This is a genomic window from Enterobacter cloacae complex sp. CARB60 (assembly GCF_036487345.1).
In the GTDB taxonomy this organism is placed as follows: Bacteria; Pseudomonadota; Gammaproteobacteria; order Enterobacterales; family Enterobacteriaceae; genus Enterobacter; species Enterobacter asburiae_D.
Genome location: NZ_JAZKLC010000002.1, coordinates 978916 through 1001938 on the forward strand (window position 1 = coordinate 978916; position 23023 = coordinate 1001938).

General features: G+C 49.2%; 20 protein-coding genes and 1 pseudogene. 13 read left to right on the forward strand and 8 right to left on the reverse strand.

Annotated elements, in window-relative coordinates:
- Positions 1-569 precede the first annotated feature (569 nt).
- The 3 genes from V4835_RS05800 to V4835_RS05810 are packed head-to-tail and all read left to right on the forward strand — an operon-like array spanning position 570 to position 2423.
- Entirely contained in the window at positions 570-1097 is a 528-nt protein-coding gene (locus V4835_RS05800) for a tetratricopeptide repeat protein (RefSeq protein WP_023294382.1), read from the forward strand.
- Between the two features lie 7 nt (positions 1098-1104).
- Positions 1105-1635, forward strand: coding sequence for an RNA polymerase sigma factor (locus V4835_RS05805; protein WP_331411498.1), 531 nt, complete (start codon positions 1105-1107; stop codon positions 1633-1635).
- On the forward strand, positions 1632-2423 hold the full coding sequence (locus V4835_RS05810) for an anti-sigma factor family protein (protein ID WP_331411499.1): 792 nt from the start codon (positions 1632-1634) through the stop codon (positions 2421-2423). The genes V4835_RS05805 and V4835_RS05810 overlap by 4 nt, the downstream gene beginning before the upstream one ends.
- Here the strand turns inward: V4835_RS05810 and V4835_RS05815 are convergent.
- Positions 2415-2972 (reverse strand): YceI family protein, encoded by a 558-nt coding sequence (locus V4835_RS05815; RefSeq protein ID WP_331411500.1) that lies wholly within the window; start codon positions 2970-2972, stop codon positions 2415-2417. The two genes, V4835_RS05810 and V4835_RS05815, sit on opposite strands and share 9 nt — an antisense overlap.
- Positions 2973-3146: 174 nt before the next feature.
- Complete coding sequence (locus V4835_RS05820; RefSeq protein ID WP_029740047.1) at positions 3147-3503, reverse strand: hypothetical protein; 357 nt, start codon at positions 3501-3503, stop codon at positions 3147-3149.
- A gap of 1037 nt (positions 3504-4540) precedes the next feature.
- Between V4835_RS05820 and V4835_RS05825 the strand changes: the two genes are divergently transcribed.
- Positions 4541-5212 carry a DNA-methyltransferase gene (locus V4835_RS05825; RefSeq protein WP_331411501.1) on the forward strand — a complete coding sequence of 224 codons (672 nt, stop codon included), beginning with the start codon at positions 4541-4543 and terminating at the stop codon, positions 5210-5212.
- Between the two features lie 797 nt (positions 5213-6009).
- On the opposite strand, the gene V4835_RS05830 is transcribed toward V4835_RS05825, so the two are convergent.
- Positions 6010-6228, reverse strand: coding sequence for a hypothetical protein (locus V4835_RS05830; protein ID WP_010434242.1), 219 nt, complete (start codon positions 6226-6228; stop codon positions 6010-6012).
- Positions 6229-6528: 300 nt separating this feature from the next.
- The gene (gene arsH, locus V4835_RS05835) at positions 6529-7227 is read right to left on the reverse strand and encodes an arsenical resistance protein ArsH (protein ID WP_047057997.1); all 699 of its coding nucleotides are present in this window, start codon (positions 7225-7227) and stop codon (positions 6529-6531) included.
- 85 nt (positions 7228-7312) lie between these two features.
- On the opposite strand from arsH, the gene V4835_RS05840 reads away from it, so the two are divergent.
- The 3 genes from V4835_RS05840 to arsC are packed head-to-tail and all read left to right on the forward strand — an operon-like array spanning position 7313 to position 9405.
- Entirely contained in the window at positions 7313-7633 is a 321-nt protein-coding gene (locus V4835_RS05840; RefSeq protein WP_047057998.1) for a metalloregulator ArsR/SmtB family transcription factor, read from the forward strand.
- A 44-nt stretch (positions 7634-7677) separates the two neighbouring features.
- A complete protein-coding gene (locus V4835_RS05845; protein WP_047057999.1) occupies positions 7678-8967 on the forward strand; it encodes an arsenic transporter in 1290 nt (429 codons plus the stop codon).
- Between the two features lie 12 nt (positions 8968-8979).
- Positions 8980-9405: a glutaredoxin-dependent arsenate reductase gene (arsC, locus tag V4835_RS05850; RefSeq protein ID WP_024274588.1), complete on the forward strand. Its 426-nt coding sequence runs from the start codon at positions 8980-8982 to the stop codon at positions 9403-9405.
- Between the two features lie 303 nt (positions 9406-9708).
- Here arsC and V4835_RS05855 read toward each other — a convergent pair whose 3' ends face one another.
- The 3 genes from V4835_RS05855 to V4835_RS05865 form a co-directional block, all read right to left on the reverse strand.
- Positions 9709-10113 carry an H-NS family histone-like protein gene (locus V4835_RS05855; RefSeq protein WP_024274587.1) on the reverse strand — a complete coding sequence of 135 codons (405 nt, stop codon included), beginning with the start codon at positions 10111-10113 and terminating at the stop codon, positions 9709-9711.
- 563 nt (positions 10114-10676) lie between these two features.
- Positions 10677-10904: a hypothetical protein gene (locus V4835_RS05860; RefSeq protein WP_010434226.1), complete on the reverse strand. Its 228-nt coding sequence runs from the start codon at positions 10902-10904 to the stop codon at positions 10677-10679.
- Between the two features lie 268 nt (positions 10905-11172).
- A complete protein-coding gene (locus V4835_RS05865) occupies positions 11173-11391 on the reverse strand; it encodes a cold shock domain-containing protein (protein WP_012543040.1) in 219 nt (72 codons plus the stop codon).
- 278 nt (positions 11392-11669) lie between these two features.
- Here V4835_RS05865 and V4835_RS05870 point away from each other — a divergent pair.
- From V4835_RS05870 to V4835_RS05880, 3 genes and pseudogenes are all read left to right on the forward strand, one after another.
- A pseudogene (locus V4835_RS05870) lies at positions 11670-11882 on the forward strand (cold shock domain-containing protein).
- An 81-nt stretch (positions 11883-11963) separates the two neighbouring features.
- Complete coding sequence (locus tag V4835_RS05875; protein ID WP_213076230.1) at positions 11964-12128, forward strand: YnfU family zinc-binding protein; 165 nt, start codon at positions 11964-11966, stop codon at positions 12126-12128.
- A gap of 155 nt (positions 12129-12283) precedes the next feature.
- A complete protein-coding gene (locus tag V4835_RS05880; RefSeq protein WP_331411506.1) occupies positions 12284-20866 on the forward strand; it encodes a GH36-type glycosyl hydrolase domain-containing protein in 8583 nt (2860 codons plus the stop codon).
- 19 nt (positions 20867-20885) lie between these two features.
- Here V4835_RS05880 and V4835_RS05885 read toward each other — a convergent pair whose 3' ends face one another.
- Entirely contained in the window at positions 20886-21119 is a 234-nt protein-coding gene (locus V4835_RS05885) for a hypothetical protein (RefSeq protein WP_004132711.1), read from the reverse strand.
- Between the two features lie 153 nt (positions 21120-21272).
- On the opposite strand from V4835_RS05885, the gene V4835_RS24355 reads away from it, so the two are divergent.
- The 3 genes from V4835_RS24355 to lpxP all read left to right on the forward strand — a co-directional run bounded on the left by V4835_RS24355 (position 21273) and on the right by lpxP (position 22912).
- Positions 21273-21449: a YnfU family zinc-binding protein gene (locus V4835_RS24355; protein WP_213076229.1), complete on the forward strand. Its 177-nt coding sequence runs from the start codon at positions 21273-21275 to the stop codon at positions 21447-21449.
- Between the two features lie 79 nt (positions 21450-21528).
- A complete protein-coding gene (locus V4835_RS05890) occupies positions 21529-21801 on the forward strand; it encodes a hypothetical protein (protein WP_170833537.1) in 273 nt (90 codons plus the stop codon).
- Between the two features lie 202 nt (positions 21802-22003).
- A complete protein-coding gene (lpxP, locus tag V4835_RS05895) occupies positions 22004-22912 on the forward strand; it encodes a kdo(2)-lipid IV(A) palmitoleoyltransferase (RefSeq protein ID WP_047058003.1) in 909 nt (302 codons plus the stop codon).
- Positions 22913-23023 lie beyond the last annotated feature (111 nt).

Below are 23023 nucleotides of genomic sequence, written 5' to 3' on the forward strand. Positions count from 1 at the left end.
TTTTATTGGTGTTTTTTGTCGTATAAAACCCTGTAATTAATAGAGGAATTATTTTTGAGGATATAAAAATGATATAGACAGAAAACACGGCTTGTGCAACTTAAGCTTTCGTAAATAAATGCGGAAACAGTGAGGAAGGCATTGATATATTGGTGTTGTTAATAATGGCATTGATACAACATTATGTTTTATATGAATTTAATTTCGTATCGTGATGTTATTTATTAATGTGGGTCAGGCAGTGTGATAATTGGTAGGAGGTGCTTTTAATATAATGTAAAACGTTATTGTTTAATTGTGCTTAATATCTATTTAAGTTAGGGTAACGTTTTTGATATAAGATATATTATATCACCTGCGCAATAAAATATATTCTTATGATGGGTTTAAATTCTGCTATCACGCGAAAATAATAACGTTAAAACAAGGATAAAATAACCTGATTCATTTTCATTGGGGCTACGACGTCAGCATGATTTTGCGACGGTAAAAAAATTACGAGGAGAATGAATAAAAATCGTCAGTCGGGCGTTTACTGACGTCACTTCCTTCTTACCCTGGAGCTTTATATGAACACGACCTCGTTTCGTTTAATCCCGGTGCTGATTTTTTCCCTGCTGTCCCCCCTGGCGCTGGCAATGGGCAATAATAGTACCGAGAGCAAAACGCCCGACTGTCCTTCCGGACAGGTGTATGACAGCGCCACCCAGAAATGCGTGCCGGACAAGAGCAGCAGCCTCAGCGACCAGGACAAAACCAACTATGCGTACCATCTCGCAAAGAAAGGGGAATACCAGGCGGCGCTGAATCTGCTTGATTCGCTGAAAAATGGCAATACGGCTGAAGCGTGGAACTATCGCGGGTTTGCCACGCGCAAACTTGGCCGCACGGACGAAGGCATTGGTTACTACCAGCGAGCGCTGGCTATCGCACCGGATTATGCCAAAGCCCGGGAGTATCTCGGGGAAGCGTGGATGGTGAAAGGACGTCCTGACCTCGCGAAAGAACAGCTCAAGGTCATTGCCGGTATTTGTGGCCAGTCCTGCGAGGAGTACCGAGACCTGCAGGCCGCTATCAACGGCCATCCGGAATCCTGATTTTCTGGTGGAGGGTAAACAAATCGCTACCAGTGAGGTTCGTCAACAGTTAGCCGCACACCTGCCGCGTCTCTGGCGCTATGGGCTGGTGTTGTCGCGAAACAGGGATATCGCCGAAGAGCTGGTTCAGTCCACCTGCGTGCGTGCGCTTGAAAGAAGCTGCCAGTATACGCCGGGCACGCGCATTGACAGGTGGCTGTTCGCGATACTGCACTCCATCTGGATCTCTGAGCTTCGGGCACGACACGTTCGTCAGGGGCAGGGATTTGTGGCCAGCGACGAGCTTCTGGCGCCGGACACCCGCGAACAGGATGAGACGCGCCTGCATTACCTGAGGGTGATGCAGCGCGTTAACGCGCTGCCTGAAGCCCAGCGCAACGCGGTATTTTTGGTTTATGTCGAAGGCTTTACCTACCAGGAGGCGGCGGAGACCCTGGCGGTGCCGATCGGCACCGTGATGAGCCGGCTGGCGACGGCACGGGCTCGGCTTGCCGGGTCCGCTGACGCACTGCCTCCGGTAAAGGAGAAACGCTCTTGAACTCGCACCGTTTTGCACCGCCCTATAACGACGACGCTATCGTGGCATGGATCGATGGCGAGATGTGCCGCGCCGACGCGCAGCAATTTGAAGAACACTTGAAAAGTGACGAACGCCTCTCCGGGCGAGCCGCCGAACTGATGAAAAGCAGCCAGGATTTCGCCGGGGCGTTTGCCTCCCTGCTGGATGACGCCCCTCTGGAGACGATGCAGGCGCGTCTGGCAGCGATTCCCGATGCACAGTCCTCCACGCCGATCGGCGTCAGCAGGCGGGCGCTGATTGCCGCGTCGGTTAGTTTTTTGATGGTCGGATCCGGGCTGGGCTACCTGATGCGGCCCGCTTCCGCGCCTTCGGATGAGAACGCCCATATTCGTGACCTGGAAGCGCAATATATGTCCCTGTACAGCGTCGAGACGCTGCTGGATATGGACAGCGCAACGCCGGTCCTGCAGCGCGGGCTGGACCGGGCCGCGCAGGATATCGGCATGAAGCTGCACATGTCGCAGCTTGTCCTGCAGGGGGCAGAGCTGAAAATGGTGCGCATGCTGCGCTATGAAACCACCTCGATCGCGCAGATTGCCTGGATCAACGCCGACTACGGCCCGATGGCGCTCTGTATCTCTCCTGTTGATGAGAAGACGACGGCCTCTCTTCGCCAGGAGCAGCGGCACAGCATGAACCTGGCGTGGTGGCAGGAGGCGGGCTACCAGTTTGTCCTGATTGGCCGCAACCCGCCGTCTCACCTGCGGGGAAACGCGGAGCAGCTACAGCGGCTCATCTCAGGATGACGGCACGTCGTTCGTCTTAATCGCAATGTCGATGGCAATACGATCGTCCACCACCAGCGCAAACTTATCCATCCCGTAGGCCGAGCGCGAGATCGCCGTCGTGGCATCCAGCGTGAGGGCCTGCGCGAGCGTGTCTTTCATGATGGCCTCCAGGATCACCGGGCGGGCAATATTGCGCACGGTCAGCGTGCCGAACACCCTGAACCGCCCGTCGCCCTGGGCGACCACGCGAGAGCTGATGAACTCAATAGTTGGGTAGCGCTCTGATTCAAAAAACATGTCGCTTTTCAGCTGCCAGGTGAGCAGCTTGTTTGAGGCCACGAGAGTCGCTACGGGAATGGTAACGTGAATATGGTCGTCGACGTCCTTTTCCGGGTTGATCGTGACGGCGCCCGTCACGCCGCTGAACGTCGCCCATGAGAGGATGCCGCCGAAGGCATGCCAGGATAGCCGAATGTCGGTGTTATCGGTGTCGATTATGTAGCTCTTCGGGGCTGCCATCGCCCACGGACAAACCAAAACAAGCACTATCACCAGGCGTCGCAGCATCTCAGGATCTCTTTTAGGGGGGCAGGGAGTAAACGCATTACCTCCGGGATCTATTCGGCTTTGTTGACATTATTTCAACCGGAGCGCGATAACCGGACCTGGTGACAAGTGTAGCCTTGAGAACGCAGAGAAGTGGGGAATAAAAAAGGCCGCGTGCGCGGCCTTTCGAAGGGATTACTCAGTGACTTTCTTTTCCAGCTCGCTGGCACCTTCTTTGGTTTTGTTCCAGCCTTTCTCAGCGCCTTCTTTGGTGGCATCCCACCCTTTCTCAGTGCCTTGTTTGGTTTTATGCCAGGCTTTCTGGGAATCTTCGCTGACCTTGCTGCCCAGGCTCTCGCTTTTGCCTTCAGCAGCATGCTTCTGTTTCAGCTTCAGCTCTTCACCTTTGTTCTGCTCTTCGTGCAGTTTTTGCTTCGCCTCGTTGGCGTTTGCGTTCGCCGCAGCGACGGTATCGTCAGTTGCATGTGTGGTCGCAGCAAATACTGGGGAAGCCAGCAGAACGGCAGATAATGCGATAATTGTTTTTTTCATAATATCCTCATTTAACGTTATCGGTTATGAGCGTGATTCAGCATGGCACAGGCGAAGCGGGATGGCTTTAGGAAAAAACTGTAATGAGATCAATGTGCCCTGATGAGGAGTATTTCGCCTGAGGATTATCCAAAGGATAAAAAGCCTATTTCAGCAAGGGCGGCGAGGGTCAGGAGAATGAAGATTATGATGGTTATGGGTTTGTACATGGTTGCGGTTCCTTCCGGGTTGAGGCGGCTAATCCGTAGCGCTGGGTGGTGTTTTTTTATTCTGCATAAAGGGAGGGGAGGTGTCGTTGATGTTTGTCAAAGGGAAACATTTAGCGAAAGAAAAATGTCGAATAGGCATTGTAGAGTATTAGCAGTCGCGACAATTGGCTATTATAATGAAAGATATACTCTAATGTTTTTAATTGTTGATCGGATTTAACTTATTGATTTTAAATGAAATTGTAATTTAAGAATATAATTCTTTTAACCAATTTTTTAATGATTCAAATGTAATTCAGGTTACATACGTTTTGTAAACTTCCTTTCGGAAGTTATCAGTGGCGTTTAATTGAAATGAATGATAGACACACGTTCAAAATTTATTTTATTGTTAAACTAACATTCAACCCACTGATTTTTTTATGGGAATTTGTTGTTGATCACGGTTTCATTATTTTGGTAATTGTTTCGTTTTTTTTTGTTGACTCTGCTTAAAAGATAGAAGATAAATCTATCAAAGGTGATTTTGGGGAATGTAAATCATCTTTATCCGATTTTTTAAAGGGAGGTTCTTATGGCTGCATGTAGTTGTTGTGGTAAAGCTCTGAATAAAGGGATTTGGTCTATAGATGGTAAACACAAAAGTTGTCCGCTTTGTTCCTCTACTCATGGTCAACAGCATATATTTCGACGTTATCCTGAGGATTTTGGTACAACGGAAGCCAGAGTCACACCCACCAACCCTGATGGTGCTCAAAGCTATTGTATTGACTGTAGGGGGGCAGATAAAGGACAATCTTCACCGGTTGATCTCACCCAACAGAGATTATGCAATACAGTGATAACTTAATGAATTTAAATAATTTAGATGCAGTAGAATGGCTTAAAACACTCCCGACTGGGAGTGTTGATCTTTTTGTGACAGATCCTCCTTACGAATCACTTGAAAAACATAGAAAAGTAGGAACAACCACTCGTTTGAAAGTAAGTAAGTCGTCAAGTAATGAGTGGTTCTCTATCTTCCCAAATCATAGGTTTGGAGAGCTTTTGACGGAAATGTACCGTGTTCTTAAAAATAATCGACATACTTATATTTTTTGTGATCAAGAAACAATGTTCCACTTGAAACCAGTTGCTGAAGAAGTAGGCTTTAAATTTTGGAAGCCGATTGTCTGGAACAAAATGTCAATTGGAATGGGGTATCATTATCGTGCCAAATATGAGTTTGTATTATTTTTTGAAAAAGGTAAGAGGAAGCTCAATAATTTGGGGATACCTGACATTCTTGAGGCCAAGAGAGTTGCAAGAGGCTACCCAACCGAAAAACCTGTTGATCTGATGAAAATATTGATTGAACAAAGTACCATTCAAGGTGAATCTGTTTGTGATCCATTTTTTGGTTCCGGTGCCGTTTTAATTGCTGCTTCTGAGCTCGGACGTACATGTTTAGGAACAGATATTTCACCTTCAGCGCATTCTTACTTAAAAAATAGGTTATGATTAGAACGGGCATAATTAATTACCGACCACTATATAATGATAATTTCCTATATTGATATATGCTACTAACTGATTAATGGTGTTAATGATGCTGACTTTTTTTTAGTGGTCTTTTTATCTTTTAAGTGCGTTGAATGAAGTCCCCTATGAATAACTAAAAAATATTACGCCGATAGGATGTCGGCATCTTCTTTATTTGAACGAAGTCACAAAAAATGAATGGAACTGAAACGGTTCTATTTACTGTCTGGCTTGTTCTTACCGGAATTACATAGTCTTTTAGCGTCTCGTAATTAATAAAGCTTTATTATATGCCTAAAAGGTGTGAATTTAATTAGTTGGCTTCAGACTTCGCAGGACAAATTGAGGACACAAAAAAGCCCGCAGGGCTTGCGCCGTGCGGGCTCTTAGGACTTCATCGGATGACTCTGGTAATCACCGATGGAGAATTTTGGTGGAGCTGGCGGAGTCTGAATTGGTTGTGTAATTTATTGAATTAATTTGAATAACTGCTAGTTCAACTTTTCTTAGGGGCCTATTTGGGTGCCTAAAAGTTTTTTCTCCCTTTGATGAGAAAGAAGACGAGATAGGGACTGTGCGTGGTGATATCTAGTTGAGTCGTCACACTGAAAAACAGATTTGACCTGGTAACCATTTCTTGCGCAGCAAACGCGCCGCGCATATACGGTTTGGGCTTACCTTTTATCAAACGCTTAGACTACTATTCGCCTGCGAAATTTTTTGGATAAAAGCCATCATCACCAATGCAGCATCGAAAAATGCTTAATTAAAAATGCTCACGCCTGCATCCCCTTACCTCGTGCCAGGTTAATTCTTTCAACGCATTCCTTAAACGCTTTAAGTTGCTCCGTAGATAGTTCAGATTCATCAATTTTGACCAGAAGAGCGTTGAGAGAGCGTTCAATATCATTTTTAATTAACCGTAAGCAGATAACCTTAACCCAACGTGGAGAGAGCTTACTGAGGCCAATTGCTCTTGTGATTTGTAATTTCATGCGATGCCTCTCAACCGCCAGTGTGCCGGTTTTCAACCTCGGTTATAACACGCAATGGACAGGACTTCTGTTATTCCTTCGCCTAAAATTTAGCATGAAGCGCTTAGCTTGGGTGCAACCAGGATTTCATTAAACATCAAAATTAGTTTTGCATCATGACGCGCAAGCGCCACGTCATAACCAGAGTTACTAGTTCACCTCAAGGTAGTTTTTCATATTCTGACACAGGATGGGATATCTCCTTTGTGCCATAGTGGATGTTATTAATCTCATGCAGTATGGATTCACGAAAAATATACGTTAAATTTTGTCCTGATTGACACGGGATGAAAGCTCCTGATAGCTCTCTTTTCTCTCGCTGTAACGATCTGCAAGATAACCAGTTTGTCCCTTAAGCAGCACCGTGATTTTAAACAGCTCCTCGGCTACATCGACGATACGGTCATACCATGACGAAGGTTTCATTCGGCCGTTTTCGTCGAACTCTTGCCATGCCTTAGCAATGGAGGACTGGTTGGGGATAGTGAACATCCGCATCCATCGGCCCAGAATGCGCATTTGGTTCACCGCATTAAAGGACTGCGAACCACCGCAGACCTGCATCACTGCAAGTGTCTTGCCCTGCGAAGGACGAACCGCGCCTTCACTTAAGGGTATCCAGTCTATTTGCGCCTTCATCACCGCGCTCATCGTCCCATGCCGCTCAGGGGAACTCCACACCATCCCGTCACTCCATCTGACCAGGCCGCGTAGTTCGGTGACCTTAGGGTGCGTGTCTGGCGCATCATCAGGCAGGGGTAAACCAGAGGGGTTAAAGAATTCCACCTCCGCGCCCATTGCAGTCAGAAGACGACCGGCTTCCTCCGCGGCAAAGCGGCTGTAGGAGCGCTCTCTTACTGAGCCATACAGGATAAGAATCCGTGGTGGCGCTTGCAGGTTCAGGCGTTCAGCGATGTGTTGATCAAAGAATTCAATATTAAGGGCAGGAAATTGTTCCATTTTTCTCCTCCGGAGAGAGTAGATGATTTCAAATTTAACACATATGATTTATCATATATATATTCTAAAGGGAACGGAGTGAAAAATGCTACAACCTGTTCAGCTTTTCAAAATCCTGTCGGATGAAACTCGGCTCGCCATCGTCATGATTCTCCGGGAGTCAGGAGAACTGTGCGTTTGTGATATCTGCGCAGCCATTTCCGAATCACAACCCAAAGTCTCGCGACATATGGCTATCCTTCGTGAGGCCGGGCTGGTTCTGGACCGTCGTGAAGGCAAATGGATCCACTATCGTCTGTCACCCCACATACCGGCATGGGCAGCTGAGACAATCACGACGTCCTGGCAGTGTATGCGGGAGGATTTGTGTAAATGGCTAGATAAATCAGCCTGCATCTCCTGCTGAGAAAAGAAAACAAATTCACATAATCATATATAACGGAGTCTGAGATGCTTTTGGCGGGGAGTATATTTTTACTGACGTTGATACTGGTGATCTGGCAACCCGGAGGCCTGAGTATTGGCTGGAGTGCGAGTATCGGGGCTGTGCTGGCGCTGGTAACTGGAGTCATCCATATCGCTGATATTCCCGTTGTCTGGAATATCGTCTGGAACGCGACAGCGGCATTTATTGCGGTCATCATCATCAGCCTGCTGCTTGATGAGTCCGGCTTCTTTGAATGGGCCGCACTGCACGTCTCCCGCTGGGGTAACGGACGTGGCCGCCTTTTGTTTAGCTGGATAGTCTTGCTTGGGGCTGCTGTTGCTACACTGTTTGCCAATGACGGAGCCGCACTGATCCTGACGCCGATCGTAATTGCGATGCTGCTCGCACTGGGATTCAGTCAGGGCACGACACTGGCCTTTGTCATGGCCGCAGGATTTATTGCAGATACGGCTAGCCTGCCGCTCATTGTTTCTAACCTGGTGAATATCGTCTCGGCGGACTTTTTCGGTCTGGGCTTTACGCAGTATGCCTCCGTGATGATCCCCGTAGATGTGGCCGCGATTACGGCCACGCTGGTCATGCTGCATCTCTTCTTCCGCAGGGATATTCCGGTGACGTATGACGTTTCGCTGCTGAAGACGCCTGCCAGTGTGGTAAAGGATCCGGCAACGTTCAGGGCGGGCTGGATTGTCCTGTTTTTGCTGCTTGTCGGTTTCTTTGTTCTGGAACCTCTTGGGATCCCGATAAGTGCGATAGCCGCTACTGGCGCAGCAGTACTGTTCATAGTGGCGAAAAGAGGTCACGCCATCAACACAGGAAAAGTCCTGCGCGATGCACCATGGCAGATAGTTATTTTTTCACTGGGCATGTACCTGGTGGTCTATGGCCTGCGCAATGCAGGGCTCACGGAGTCTCTGTCTGACGTGCTAAACCTGCTGGCAGAAAAGGGGTTATGGGCAGCAACGTTCGGCACCGGCTTCCTGACCGCGTTCCTGTCGTCGGTAATGAATAACATGCCGACGGTGCTGATTGGTGCGCTGTCGATTGACGGAAGTACGGCGACAGGCGTCGTCAAAGAGGCAATGATTTATGCCAACGTGATTGGCTGCGATTTAGGCCCGAAAATCACTCCGATTGGCAGTCTGGCAACCCTGCTGTGGCTACATGTGCTGGCACAGAAAAACATGACCATCACCTGGGGATATTACTTCCGCACCGGCATAATCATGACCCTGCCCGTGCTTTTCGTCACTCTGGCTGTGCTGGCGTGGCGGCTCTCTGTCACCTTGTAGCGAGATATTGATATGAGCAATATTACCATCTATCACAACCCGGCCTGTGGCACCTCACGTAACACGCTGGAGATGATCCGCAACAGCGGCAACGAACCGACAATAATTTATTATCTCGATACTCCCCCGACCCGTGATGAGCTTATTAAACTTATTTCAGATATGGGGATTACAGTGCGCGCCTTGCTGCGTAAAAACGCTGAACCTTATGAACGCCTGGGTCTTGATGAAGAGAAATTTAGTGATGAGCAGTTGATTGATTTCATGCTTCAAGATCCAATCCTGATTAATCGGCCGGTAGTCGTTACGCCGCTCGGTACTCGTCTTTGCCGCCCTTCGGAAATAGTGCTGGATATTCTTCCGGAAGGTCAGAAAGGAGCGTTTACCAAAGAGGATGGCGAGAAGGTCATTGACGAAACGGGAAAGCGGGTTAGGTAATCTGTCCACTTCAAGATATCGGACGCCTGTTTAATCTACGAGGGCGTCCGCTTGCCGTTCACTAAAGACCTCCAGCCTACTAACCCCGTCCGCATTATGCTATGAGAGGAAAAACTGTGGTGTTGGCTGCATTACAACTGCGTAATGTCACCATTAATACCTTCTTTACCCAGTTTATAGCGCAACATAATCTCTTCATGAAACACCTTGTTGAAGCCGGTTACGAACCAGATGCTTCTCGACGATCCTCTAAGGATGGTTGTGGGCTATCCGTAAAAAGAGCCGGGTATGCCCGGCTCTTTTTTAGCTGATTTCGAAATCTTTTAATTCTCCACCTTCAGCAATCAGATTTGAGATCCGCTTCGGCATTCGCCCCTGACCTGACCATGTTTTTGACTCTCCAGTTTCGTCAGTATATCGATACTTCGCGGGGCGGGGGGAGCGCGTCCTTTTAGCCTTACCCGGAGAGCCAATAGCAGCTAAAAGTTCGGAGGGGTCGATACCCTCATCAAGCATCATCTGACGAAGTGTTTCCAGTTTATCGCGGCGCTGACTTTCATTTGCAAGACGTAATGTCTCTTCTTCTCGTCGTTCTATAAGAATAATTTTAAACTTTTCCAGAACATCTTCCAGTACATCTAATGACATTTCACGAGTCTGAGAACGTAAGGTACGGATATTGTTTAACTGTGTAAGAGCATCTGACATAAAGAGACCTTTTAAAGTTTTTTCGTTGTTCAGCAAATACCAATGTCGACGGTTGCTCATCAATCCGATTTTTCTTACTGAGCATTTTAATCCGATTGGTACATATTGTTATTAACGAGGTTTAGACTACTTATATAAATCTCTTATCGCAAGACAAAATTAAGAAGAATGTGCAAGAACTAAATTACAACTCCTACGAAATGTCCATGCATTTTTGAAGGTACTTAAAACTATGATGCCAGGAGTCATCCGGAGAGCCTTTTTATACCCTCATAACTTATTGCTTCAGTCACACCTGATGAGATTTAAAATGAGGAGAGACAGCGCCGCCACTTAGCAAGGTTTTCACAAATGGCAAGATGGCACGCAGGGGGGAGACACCTGCATTTTGTCAGAGGGTAGCGAATTACTCTCTCTTTATAGAGACGTTTCTAAAAAAGTGTAATGTAAAAAAAAAGCCTGCTGTTAGCAGGCCATAAATGCTTTTAACTCATTTTTTGTTCGATTCTGATAAATAGGATAAGCATGCAATTAAACGTGGAGCAGAGAGCATGACAAAAATTCTATAAATATTTCCTGGCCGCATCAAGTATCTCCTGTGACGTTAACTCCCTGTCAGTAGCCACGTAAACAATACCATGATCGCCAGTTAAGGAAGGAAAACCTGCAGACATAATCCGAAGATGTGTTTCTTCACCGTTTGGATATTCCTGCCTGATAGAGGATATACCTTCCAGAACGGTCATGACTTTACAGGATTCAGCATTAAAGAAAACAAGGACTTTAATCATATTCTATTACCCTGTTCTCTCGTGGATATTAACTGGCAGATGCCATTAAGGTCAAAGCCATTACGCACTTCTTATTTAACATGTGGTTAGCTTGTGCTTTTAGACTTTTTATGCAGTAGTACTGCACTTCATCACATCGCTTAGCATACTCATAATTTTGAAAAATATGCTGATCAGATATTAAGAATAAACGACTTTCATCTGATTTAAGTTATGGATCTGTCTACTCAGGAATAATCCTTCATCGTTATCGCAGGCCCACAATGATTTATTTATCGCAAAGTGTTACATTTGCAGCAGCAGGACCCTTGTCTCCGCGGTGAATGGCGAATTCAACTTTCTGACCTTCAAATAAAGTTTTAAAGTTGTCGCCATTAAGTGCAGACAAATGGACAAAGATATCTTTGCTGCCATCAAGAGGAGAGATGAAGCCAAAACCTTTGTCTTCGTTAAACCATTTAACCAAGCCCATAATTCTCGAGGTCATACTGACTCCGTTATACATGATTGTATTGATAGTAAACGTATAAGATTAAACGTATGGACTCAAAAGAGGGGATATCAACGATAGCGCCTGGTAATGAGAACTGCCCGGAAAATTTCTAACTTTCATTAGTACATCGAACTGATGGGATTCATTAAGACACAGGGAATCGATATAAGCAAATTATCTTTTAGCCGTCCAGAGGTCCTGCAGGGAAAATAAAAGTGGCTGAATGCCATTTTCAATGTATAGCCTTTACGTGTTTTCAATAAGGAATTGACTTGTCCTATAAAATGTCAGGAACTGTCAAAAGTTATGACATTCTTAGTGTTAAATGTCTCATCATCCCTTCTGATAGCCGAAAAGACGTTCTGCTTCACATTTCAGCCGTTAACTCTTGCTAATCAGAATTACTCATCCCTGGAAGCCGCATAGAGTCTTGCCGGATAAACGGTCTCAGGGGGCCTGTGGCTGCGAACATTTATCTTTCCTGATTTTCAGTATGTCAAAATAGATAGATTAAAACTTAACCACATGTGGTACGGTGAAGCTCATTCATTGAAAGGTTAATGGTTATGTCTGTTATCAATTACGCAATGAAATTCTTCAGCAGTGCGTCTACTGCCACTGCTGCCTGTCCTGTTTGTGGCTTAAAATCAGTACAACCGTTGTCAAAAATCCGGCTCAACCAGACCATGCTTTGCCCCGGATGTAAGGCTCTGTTTATCTCCCGACGCTAGCTCGACCAAAATCGCAGAACAGAGCTCATGTCCTATACTTATGTTAGATTCCGGCAGCTGTTAAATCCCTGATGCCTGACGCCCATCCTGAGAGAACGTTTCTGAACTGATTTCGCAACTGCTCCTGCGCGCTAACGTCGCATCAGAGCAATGCTATGAAAATGATCCCCAGAGCGTGGTTTAACCGCTCCCGTATTCTGATGAATGCTGCCGAAAACATAACGTTTTCGGCGAACGATCCTGCCGGTGAAAGCTCGCCGCGGTCAGAACTCTTTTCGACCGTCCAGATGGAACGCTACGGCCAGAAGCTGGCGCGGACTCATAAAGTATCACCGGATAGGCATCCTTATTATCTTCTGAAACGGCTTGGCGACAATGAGGCCGTCATTACCCAAAACTGCTATGAGCTTAACGCGGGTAAAAAGACCAGTATCATGCCCGCCGGTGAATGGCTGCTGGACAATTATTATCTGATTGAGGAACAAATCCGCACTGTCCGCCAGCATCTGCCGAAAAGCTTTGGCAAAGGTCTTCCGTCGCTGGTATCGCCGTTGAATTGCCCACGAATTTATCATATTGCATCAGAGGCCATTGCTCACGGCGATGGCCGCTGGGATGCCGCCAGCCTGACCAGCTATCTCACTGCCTATCAACAGGTGACGCCGCTGACGCTGGGTGAAGTCTGGGCGTTACCGGGAATGCTGCGCCTGGCGCTGATTGAAAATCTTCGTCGTATCAGTATGGAAGTGATAAAAGCGCAGCAGGACAGAAACCTTGCTGATACGTGGATAACAAGGATTGTCGAATGCGCAGAGAGTGCGCCTGGTGATTTAATCATGGTGGTTGCCGATATGGCGCGCTCCCGACCTCCGTTAACCAGTGCGTTTGTCGCAGAGCTGGTGCGGCGCCTGCAGGGGCATGGCAACGCGCTGTCGTTACCTCTGACCTGGGTTGATCAGTGCCTTCGGGAACAGGGGATCACCACTGACGTTCTCATACATAGTTTCAATCAGCAGCTTGCCGCCAGCCAGCTGTCCGTCAGTAACAGCATCGCGGGCCTGCGTTTATTGAGTGAAACGGACTGGGCTGATTTCGCCGAAACGATAAGCGTTGTCGAACAGGCATTACGCAATGATCCTGCCGGCATCTATCCCCGGATGCACTTCAATACCCGGGATCATTACCGGCACGTAGTTGAGGTTCTGGCCAGAGACAGCGGTCTCAGCGAGCCTGAGGTTGCTGAGAAGGCGCTGGCGTTTTCAGAGGAAAAAGCGCCCGATACACCGGAGCATCATGTTGGTTATTATCTTGCGGGCGAAGGTCGACAGGCGCTGGATATTCATCTCCTGGCAGACACTTCAGGGCTCATACGCTTGCGGCACAGTTTCAACAGAATAACCCTGCTGTCATGGCTTGGAAGCCTGGCGTTGCTGACAACCGCAGCGACCGCAGCAATATTGCACGAAACCGCCATGCAGGGCGCAGACTGGCTATTGATCGCGGTGATATTACCTCTGATTATCGCATTAACTCAGTTAATGAGCGATTTGCTCAGTGATGCAACCACCCGTTTTCGCGTTCCTCGACCCTTGCCGGGGATGGATTTTTCAGCCGGTATTCCCGCTGACAGTGCCACCATGTTAGTCATTCCCTGCATGTTGACCAGCCACGAAAGTTTCAGCCAGCTCCTCACCAGTCTTGAAGTCTGCTGGTTGGGGAATGAAAACGAAAATCTCAGGTTCGCGCTGCTCACCGATTTTGCTGATTCTGAAAATGAACCCTCACCGGAAAGTCACGCGCTGCTCAGACAGGCTATCGCCGATACGCAGGCGCTTAATCGCCGCTACCCCTCCGGCCGACCACGTTTTTATCTGTTACATCGCCAGCCTGAATGGAACCCCTCGGAAGGCGCGTGGATGGGCTATGAACGCAAGCGGGGAAAACTGGCGTTACTGAACAGCTGGTTGCGCCATCCCGGAACGCAATTCGTCAGCGTTGCAGAGATGCCTGCCCACCTTTTACCGGGTCACATAAAATACGTCATTACCCTGGACTGCGATACGGTGCTCCCGCGCGATACGGCACACAAACTCGTCGCGACGATGGCGCATCCGCTGAATACGCCTGAGTATGATCCGGTACGCCAGAGGGTTGTCAAAGGATTCGGTATTTTACAGCCCGGTCTTGCGGAGGAGATACCACGCAACGGTCAGGGGCGTTACGCAGCCCTGCGCAGCAGCGTACCGGGCAATAACCCTTATTCGATGATGTCTTCGGATATTTATCAGGATCTCTTTGGGGAAGGCTCGTTTGTGGGCAAAGGGATTTACGATGTTGATATTTTTATGCAGGCCACTACCAACATCTGCCCGGAAAATCTGGTACTCAGCCACGATCTGCTTGAAGGATGCTATGCACGTTCGGGTCTGCTGAGCGAGGTGTTACTGTACGAACAGTACCCTAATAATTATCTGTCGGATGTTGCACGACGTTCACGCTGGATCCGGGGTGACTGGCAACTGCTTAACTGGCTAAAACCACGCGTCAGAAAAGCCGATGGAACCCGGGTCAGGAATCCGCTGACCGCGCTTTCTTACTGGAAATTACTCGATAATCTACGTCGCAGTCTGGTCGCCCCCTCCTTACTGGTATTGCTGTTCTTCACTCTGCTTTGGGTACCCAATCCGGTTTACTGGCTGGGCATACTGTTGCTGATATGGCTGTTGCCAGCCATCCTCTGCATCAGCCACGACCTTCTGCATAAACCTCTGCGTCGCCGCGTGAAGCCGCATCTGTTACTGGTGGGGGCGGGCGCGCTAAAGCGTCTGTCAGGTATCAGCCTTAATTTTGCGATACTGCCGCACGAAGCCGGATATTCGCTGAAAGCGATCGCCGTGACGCTATGGCGACTGGGGATAAGCAGGCGTCACCTCAGCCAGTGGGTCAGCCACAGCCAGGACAGCAGTCAGGCCAGACCCACTGTTGCACGTTTTTATCAGGCGATGTGGCTGAACGTTGCCGGTGGCGTGGCGCTGACAATACTGACCGGACAATTTGCCCCACAGCTGCTGGGGATTGCGTTACCGATCGGTTTGGTATGGTGTGTGGCACCGCTGCTGATGAGCTGGCTGAGTCGCCAGCCCGTGCGTAAGGTTTTTTCGCCTAATCAGGAACAAAAACAGCTGTTACGCCAGACAAGCCGTGAAATCTGGGCTTTTTTTGAAACATTTGCCACAGCAAAAGAGAACTGGCTTCCGCCTGATAATTATCAGGAAATACCACAACCGACGGTGGCACACCGAACTTCTCCTACCAATATTGGTCTTTCCCTTATGGCTAACCTGACGGCATGGGACTTTGGCTACCTGCCTGGCGGAGAGGTGCTCCGGCGCGTGTCGCTCACGCTCGACACGCTGGATAAAATGGAGCACTACCGGGGCCATCTCTACAACTGGTATGACACCCGTACGCTGGTCCCCCTAAGTCCACGCTATATCTCCAGCGTCGACAGCGGCAATATGGCCGGGCATTTATTGACCCTGCGTGCAGGCCTGTCCGCCATGCGTCATCAGCCTGTTTTAAGCAACCAACAGATACTGGCAGGACTGAACGATACGCTGGATATTCTGGAAAAACAGTGGGGTAAGAACCCACCTGACAGCCTGAGACTGCTGCGCAAGCATTGCCTGAACGCGGTGTCGCTCTCTCCGCAGGCGCTTTTCAGCGAACTGAAAAGCATGCGCACCCAGTGCAACCATCTGACCAGCGCATGTCATCAGGGATCTCCTCTTCAGATGCGCTGGGCTGGACATCTGGAGCATCAACTGGTTCAGCTTTGCCATGAGTGGTCTCTGTTGCTTGGCTGGTTGCCTGCATCCTGGAATGAACAGACGCTGCCGACGCTGAGCGAGCTTGCCCGTCCGACATTAACCGGTACAGGAACGCCTCCGGCGTCAGTGGCGGAGCAGGCCCGAATGCGACTCAATATTATCACCGAGCTGGAACAGCGGCTGGATGAGCATGCCCGGATGGATTTCGCCTTTCTGTACAGTGAAGCAACCAGTCTGCTCAGCGTCGGTTATAACTGTGACACCAATATGCCTGACAAGAGCCACTACGATCTCCTGCCGTCTGAAATCCGCCTGACCAGTTTTCTTGCCATTGCGACTAATCAGCTGCCTCTTAAAAGCTGGTACGCGCTGGGTCGATTGTTTACCACGATTGATAATGAAACTGCCCTGATGTCATGGAGCGGATCCATGTTTGAATATCTGATGCCGAATCTGGTGATGCCCACCTGGCCCGGCAGCCTGCTCGATGAAATGAGTCAGTCGGCGGTTATGCGCCAGATTCACTGGGGGAAAGAACGCGGGGTACCATGGGGTGTTTCAGAGTCCGGCTATCATGCTTTTGATGTTCAGCATAATTATCAGTATCAGGCATTTGGCGTACCGGGGCTCGGTCTGCGCAGGGGACTTGCCGATGACATGGTTGTTGCTCCTTACGCCACGCTGCTGGCGCTGATGGTTTCCCCACAGAGAGCCTGTGAGAACCTGTTCAGGCTGCAAAAAAATGGTGCACGCGGAGAATACGGTTTTTATGAAGCGCTGGACTATACCCCCTCACGTCTTGCAACCGGTCAGCTCTATGCGGTGGTACAGTCCTGGATGGCGCATCACCAGGGTATGGCATTTCAGGCGCTGGCTCATGTGCTGCTTGACGCCCCCATGACTGAACGCTTTATGTCCAGCACGGTATTCCGGTCAGCGAGTCTGCTGTTACAGGAGCGCGTGCCGGATGCGGTCGATCTGTACAGTCCGCGCCGTCATTTTGAATCTCATGAGGGCATGGTCAAACCCGTCCGCTATGAACCCCGTATTTTCTATAGCGTGGATACTCCCGCCCCGGATATTCAACTGCTGTCCAACGGCCATTATCATCTGATGTTGACCGCGGGGGGCGGTGGTTACAGTCGCTGGAATGATATTGCACTAACGCGCTGGCGCAGTGATACCACCCGTGATAACTGGGGAGCATTCTGCTACATCCGCGATACCCAGACGGGAGATGTGTGGAGCAATACCTGGCAACCGACAGGCTACACCAGCGGACAAGACGAGGAAGTGTTGTTCACCGATGCGGGGGCAGAATTCAGACGCAGCTTCGGGGGACTCAGCGTCAAAACTCAGGTGGTGATCTCTCCGGAGGATGATGTTGAATTGCGACGGCTCACACTGATTCATCGTGGTCGCAAGCCTCGCTCTCTGGAGCTGACAACCTATGCTGAAGTGGTACTGGCACCTGATGCCAGCGATCTGGCACACCCGGCATTCAGCAATTTGTTTATTCAGACTGAGCTGGCTCCTGAGCGTGACGCTATTCTTTGCCACCGGCGCCCGCGCTCACCGGATGAACCGGGCCCTTGCCTGTTTCACATGATGGTGGTGCATGGCGATAACCGACATAACGTGTCGTTTGAAACGGACAGGGCAAGATTTATTGGACGTGGCAGAAACCCTGCGAATGCCCAGGCAATAGAGACGGGAGGGATGCTAGGCAACACGTCGGGCTCGGTGCTGGATCCGATACTGGCAATTCGCAACGCCATCATTCTGCAGCCGGGGCAGCCGGTTACGATTGATATCATTTATGGCATCAGCGAGACCCGTCAGCAGAGCCTGGCGTTGCTGGAGAAATATCGCGATTACCCTATCGCCGATCGCGTCTTTGAACTGGCCTGGTCTCACAGTCTGGTGGTATTGCGCCAGATGAACGCCAGTGAAGATGATGCCACGTTGTTCAATTGTCTCGCCAGCGCTGTGCTTTACCCTGTCCAGGAGCTGCGCGCCGAAGGACAGGCGATCGGCCGCAACCGGCGTGGCCAGTCCGGACTGTGGGGCTGGGCAATTTCAGGGGATCTGCCGATAGTGCTGCTGAGTATAACCAGCGAGGAAAGTATCACCTCAGTGACCACACTGATTCAGGCACACCGTTACTGGAGACAGAAAGGGCTGAATGTTGATTTGGTTATCCTGAATAACAGCCCCGGCGGCTACCAGCAGGGATTACAAAATCAGATTATGGAGTTAATTTATGCCGGGTCTGAAGCCAGTCTGCTGGATAAAAAGGGCGGGCTTTTTGTCCGCAACGGTGAGCATCTCTCTGCTGAGGATAAGTTGCTTTTGATGAGCGTGGCCTGTCTTTATCTTGATGACCGCGCAGGGGGTATTATTGAGCAGCTTAATCAGCGTATTCATACCCTGAAATCGCCGGCAAGGGCATTCATTCCGCGTGCTGTGCGCGAGCGTAATCAACATACGGACTGGAGCCCTGATACCAGTCAGTTATGCCATTTCAATGGGTACGGTGGATTTTCTCAGGATGGGCGGGAGTATCAGATCGTCCTTCGGGAAAATGCGCTTACACCGGCTCCCTGGTCGAACATACTGGCAAATTCCCGTTTTGGCAGCGTGATCTCAGAGGCAGGGCAGGCCTATACCTGGTATGAGAATGCCCATGAATACCGGTTGACACCGTGGGAGAACGATCCGGTGAGCGATCGCAGCGGCGAGGCATTTTACCTGCGCGATGAAGAGAGTGGGGAGTGCTGGTCGCCGACGGCTTTACCTGTTCGCGGACACGGTGATTACCTGACACGCCATGGTTTTGGCTACAGCGTTTTTGCCCATCGTGAGAGTGGTATAGACAGCGAGTTGACGGTCCTGGTTGCCGAAGCGGATCCGGTTAAACTGGTGCTCCTGACACTCAGTAACTCTTCGGGACGGACACGTCAACTTTCCGTCACAGGCTATGTAGAGTGGACGCTCGGAGAAACACGAACGCGCTCAGCCCCTCACATTGTGACACATGTGGCCAGAACGCCCGGGGGCTGCGGGGTGCTTGCGAATAACTTTTATGGTGATAATGGTGGCGGCCGAACTGCATTTTTTGCCGTCAGCGGTAATGACTGTTCTCTGACAGGGGACCGCCGGGAGTTTATTGGTCGTAATGGTTCCCTTCACGCCCCTTCGGCCATGAAACTGCAAAAGCTTTCTGGTAAGACGGGGGCCGGTCTGGATCCCTGCGGAGCGGTGCAATCGGCGGTTACATTAATTGACGGGGACCAGAGGACGTTTATTTTTATCCTCGGCACAGAGGAGAATGATGTTTGTGCTCAGGAGACGCTGGCCCGCTACATGAACGAGGATACGGTCCGCCAGGAGCTGAACCGGATTCATAATCACTGGCACAATGTTCTCGATAAAATCGTAGTTAACACCCCCGACACGTCCGTAAATTTACTGGTTAATGGCTGGCTGTTGTATCAGACGGTCGCCTGCCGTCTTATGGCCCGGAGTGGCTACTATCAGTCTGGCGGTGCATTTGGTTTTCGCGATCAGCTGCAGGATACGCTGGCTCTGAGCCACGCTGCTCCGGACCGGATGCGTGAACAGATAATACTCTGTGCATCACGGCAGTTTATCGAGGGGGATGTGCAACACTGGTGGCACCCGCCACACGGCAACGGTGTGCGTACCCGCTGTTCCGATGACTATCTTTGGCTGCCGCTTGCTGTTTGCCACTATGTTGAAACGACGGGGGATATGGATGCACTGGAAATACGCATTCCTTATCTGGAGGGACGCTCGCTTCAGCCTGGTGAAGAGTCTGTCTATGACACGCCGGTCATCAGCGGCACCGAAGAGACACTCTGGTTACACTGCGTCAAAGCTATTCACTATGGACTTCGCTTCGGGGAGCATGGCCTGCCGCTGATGGGGGCTGGTGACTGGAATGACGGGATGAACCGGGTGGGTATCGAAGGCAAAGGTGAAAGCGTCTGGCTGGGCTTCTTCCTGTACGACATTTTGCAGCGGTTTGCAGCGCTGGCGGAGCGCAGGCTGGATGAAAGCGTCGCCGCGATGTGCCGTTCACAGGCTCTGCGCCTGCAAAGTAATCTCGAAGCCCACGCCTGGGATGGGGAATGGTACCGGCGCGGGTATTTTGACGATGGTACTCCTCTGGGATCGAAAACCTCACAGGACTGCCGGATTGATGCGATTGCGCAGAGCTGGTCTGTATTGTCCGGCGCCGCGAGCCCGGGACGGTGCGCAAAGGCCATGCAGGCGCTGGATAAGCACCTTGTGGATAACGAAGGAGGGCTGATCAAACTGTTAACGCCTCCTTTCGACGGACACGGCCCAAATCCGGGCTACATACAGGGGTACCTGCCCGGTGTGCGGGAAAATGGAGGGCAGTATACGCATGGCGCCATCTGGGCAGTAATGGCCTTTGCCCGAATGGGGAATGCCGAACGAGCCTGGCAACTCTGGTCAATGCTCAACCCTGTAAATCATACCCTGAATGCGGACTCTGTCGGGATTTATAAAGCTGAGCCTTATGTCATGAGTGCTGATGTCTACAGCGTCGCTCCCCATACCGGACGTGCAGGGTGGAGCTGGTATACCGGTTCCGCAGGCTGGGCCTGGCGTTTACTTACCGAGGAATTACTGGGGATAAAACGTTCCGGCACTGACTTTAGTGTTCATGCCGGGTTACCGGATGAGTGGTCGTCTTTTTCTATGGCATATCAATATGGTGAAAGCCATTATCAGATTAGTGTTTCACGCGGCGATGCAGAATATTGCGTGACGCTGGATGGTGTTCTCCTCCCTGATGACAGAATACCGCTGAAGGATGATGGACAAAACCATACGGTTGAGATCATTCAGAACTGACACTGATCCCGGAGGTGCATTAACGTCTGCCGTTAATGCGCTGATTATCCCTGAGAACATCAATCGCAGTCTGCATGGCGATTTTGTCATCCCGCCTTTTTTGTTTGTCCTGCATGACCTGAAGGTATTCCAGCAAGGTGCGGGTATTAATCGGTCGGCCCTGTTTACCCACAGCCAGCACGGCTTCGCCAAGAATAATTTTCACAGGCGGTAGTTGTGCCGGATACCAGTCAAGGGTGTCTTCTGATTTCATCTTAAATTTCTCACGGAAGGGTAGTGTACCATAAATCAGACGTTCAATTTTCAATATCTGATAACCTCATTCAGACACAACTTAACATAACTTATGCCAGTTATTTTTATATTAAAGCGTATAATAATTACTGTATTCCTCAGAGAATTATTTATGTCTTATACAAATGGGCTCAGGTATTTTAAAGAAAGACCGGTTCATGTTGCCTGCCCGGTATGCGCACACAGAGCCGATCAGAAAGCAGGTAAACTAAGAAAAGATGCGGTTCTTGAGTGCCCTGCCTGCGGACTGTTGTTCAGACCTTCAGAATGCTGGTGTATCGGCGGCTGATCAGCTTCTGCCACTTAACGTCAGTGATGTCGGAAAATGACAACGTTCCTCGTGTACTGCAGTTGTCGAGGGTATTATAATGAAATCTAAAAAATCTGTTTTTATTGAAGGGCATATCATGTCGAACAGCTGTCACGGACAGGCTGGCCAACCTTTCTGTATTCACCGGGTCAGGTTTAGTAATGGTAAATATGCGATTATTCGGGTGGCATCCGGGATATGTTTCAAACCAGGCGAAATTATTCAACGAAACGATTGTGAGTGGTTTTATAAACTTACCAAAATTCGGCTTCTTTCTTTTGAGTACCTTGATGATGATGAATCAAGAAGACAATTCCTTGAGTATCAATGATAAAACCATGGATTTATAACAGAATAAACTTGCTGGCTTACAATTCATCCCTGGCTCTTTAAATTATTCACCAGTCATTGGAAAATATTTTTTCCTGAATTTAGATGGATTTAAATTATCTAAAACAAAATGTATCGCTAAAGACGAATTGCCTCATTGTTTTCCTTTTGCGTTATAACCTTCATTAGCATTAAGGAAATTTATGGCACAGACTTTTACTCATAATTTACTTCATCCTCGCCACTGGCTTACCTGGTCTGGTTTGGGTCTGCTGTGGCTTCTCGTTCAACTTCCTTACCCGGTTTTACATATTCTGGGTTCTGGCCTTGGAAAAATATCCAGACCCTTTCTGAAACGCCGGGAAGGAATTGCGATTAGAAATATCGAACTGTGCTTTCCCGAGATGACACCGTTTGCCCGGAGCCAGATGGTCAATAAAAACTTTGTTTCTCTCGGGCTGGGACTGATGGAAACAGGTATGGCCTGGTTCTGGAGCGATGCGAGAGTCAAAAAATGGTTTGATGTCGAAGGGCTTGAAAACCTGACCGGTGCGACAAGGGGAGTAATGGTTGTCGGGATTCATTTTATGTCCCTTGAGTTGTGTGGAAGAGTAATGGGGTTATGCCATCCTATGATGGCAACGTATCGTCCACACAATGATCCATTAATGGAATGGGTACAGACAAAAGGGCGTATGCGTTCAAATAAAGCTATGATTAATCGACGTAATTTATCTGGTTTTGTTCATGCGCTAAAAGCTGGTGAAGCCGTTTGGTTTGCACCAGACCAGGATTATGGGTCTAAAGGAAGCGTTTTTGCACCTTTTTTCTCGGTAAAAAAAGCAGCCACGACGAACGGAACGTATGCTCTGTCAAAACTCGCTGGTGCACACTTGATCACACTTAGCATGATTCGACGTAGCGATAAAAAAGGTTATCACATGTATATCAGCAATCCGTTGTCAGGCTATCCAGGGGAAGACAAGGTCGCCGCAGCGGCTTATATGAACAAGATCATCGAGCGTGAAATTCTCCGTGCTCCTGAGCAATACCTGTGGATGCATCGCAGGTTCAAAACGCGTCCTGAAGGCGAAGTCTCTTTATACAAATGAACCACTCTACTTGTCATGAGCCAGAATCTATCTTTCTTGCCACTGCGTATTTGTAAAAAATGCGATAAGGAATTTTCGATCGGATTCATGCTAACGATGGGTTGACTGACA

Coding starts and splice junctions, on each gene's coding strand:
- V4835_RS05800 (WP_023294382.1), top strand. CDS start 570: ATGAACACGACCTCGTTTCGTTTAATCCCGGTGCTGATTTTTTCCCTG.
- V4835_RS05875 (WP_213076230.1), top strand. CDS start 11,964: ATGTCTGTTATCAATTACGCAATGAAATTCTTCAGCAGTGCGTCTACT.
- arsC (WP_024274588.1), top strand. CDS start 8,980: ATGAGCAATATTACCATCTATCACAACCCGGCCTGTGGCACCTCACGT.
- V4835_RS05855 (WP_024274587.1), bottom strand. CDS start 10,113: ATGTCAGATGCTCTTACACAGTTAAACAATATCCGTACCTTACGTTCT.
- V4835_RS05840 (WP_047057998.1), top strand. CDS start 7,313: ATGCTACAACCTGTTCAGCTTTTCAAAATCCTGTCGGATGAAACTCGG.
- V4835_RS05880 (WP_331411506.1), top strand. CDS start 12,284: ATGAAAATGATCCCCAGAGCGTGGTTTAACCGCTCCCGTATTCTGATG.
- V4835_RS05860 (WP_010434226.1), bottom strand. CDS start 10,904: ATGATTAAAGTCCTTGTTTTCTTTAATGCTGAATCCTGTAAAGTCATG.
- V4835_RS05865 (WP_012543040.1), bottom strand. CDS start 11,391: ATGACCTCGAGAATTATGGGCTTGGTTAAATGGTTTAACGAAGACAAA.
- V4835_RS05820 (WP_029740047.1), bottom strand. CDS start 3,503: ATGAAAAAAACAATTATCGCATTATCTGCCGTTCTGCTGGCTTCCCCA.
- V4835_RS05815 (WP_331411500.1), bottom strand. CDS start 2,972: ATGCTGCGACGCCTGGTGATAGTGCTTGTTTTGGTTTGTCCGTGGGCG.
- lpxP (WP_047058003.1), top strand. CDS start 22,004: ATGGCACAGACTTTTACTCATAATTTACTTCATCCTCGCCACTGGCTT.
- V4835_RS05825 (WP_331411501.1), top strand. CDS start 4,541: ATGCAATACAGTGATAACTTAATGAATTTAAATAATTTAGATGCAGTA.
- V4835_RS05885 (WP_004132711.1), bottom strand. CDS start 21,119: ATGAAATCAGAAGACACCCTTGACTGGTATCCGGCACAACTACCGCCT.
- V4835_RS05890 (WP_170833537.1), top strand. CDS start 21,529: ATGAAATCTAAAAAATCTGTTTTTATTGAAGGGCATATCATGTCGAAC.
- V4835_RS05830 (WP_010434242.1), bottom strand. CDS start 6,228: ATGAAATTACAAATCACAAGAGCAATTGGCCTCAGTAAGCTCTCTCCA.
- V4835_RS05845 (WP_047057999.1), top strand. CDS start 7,678: ATGCTTTTGGCGGGGAGTATATTTTTACTGACGTTGATACTGGTGATC.
- arsH (WP_047057997.1), bottom strand. CDS start 7,227: ATGGAACAATTTCCTGCCCTTAATATTGAATTCTTTGATCAACACATC.
- V4835_RS24355 (WP_213076229.1), top strand. CDS start 21,273: ATGTCTTATACAAATGGGCTCAGGTATTTTAAAGAAAGACCGGTTCAT.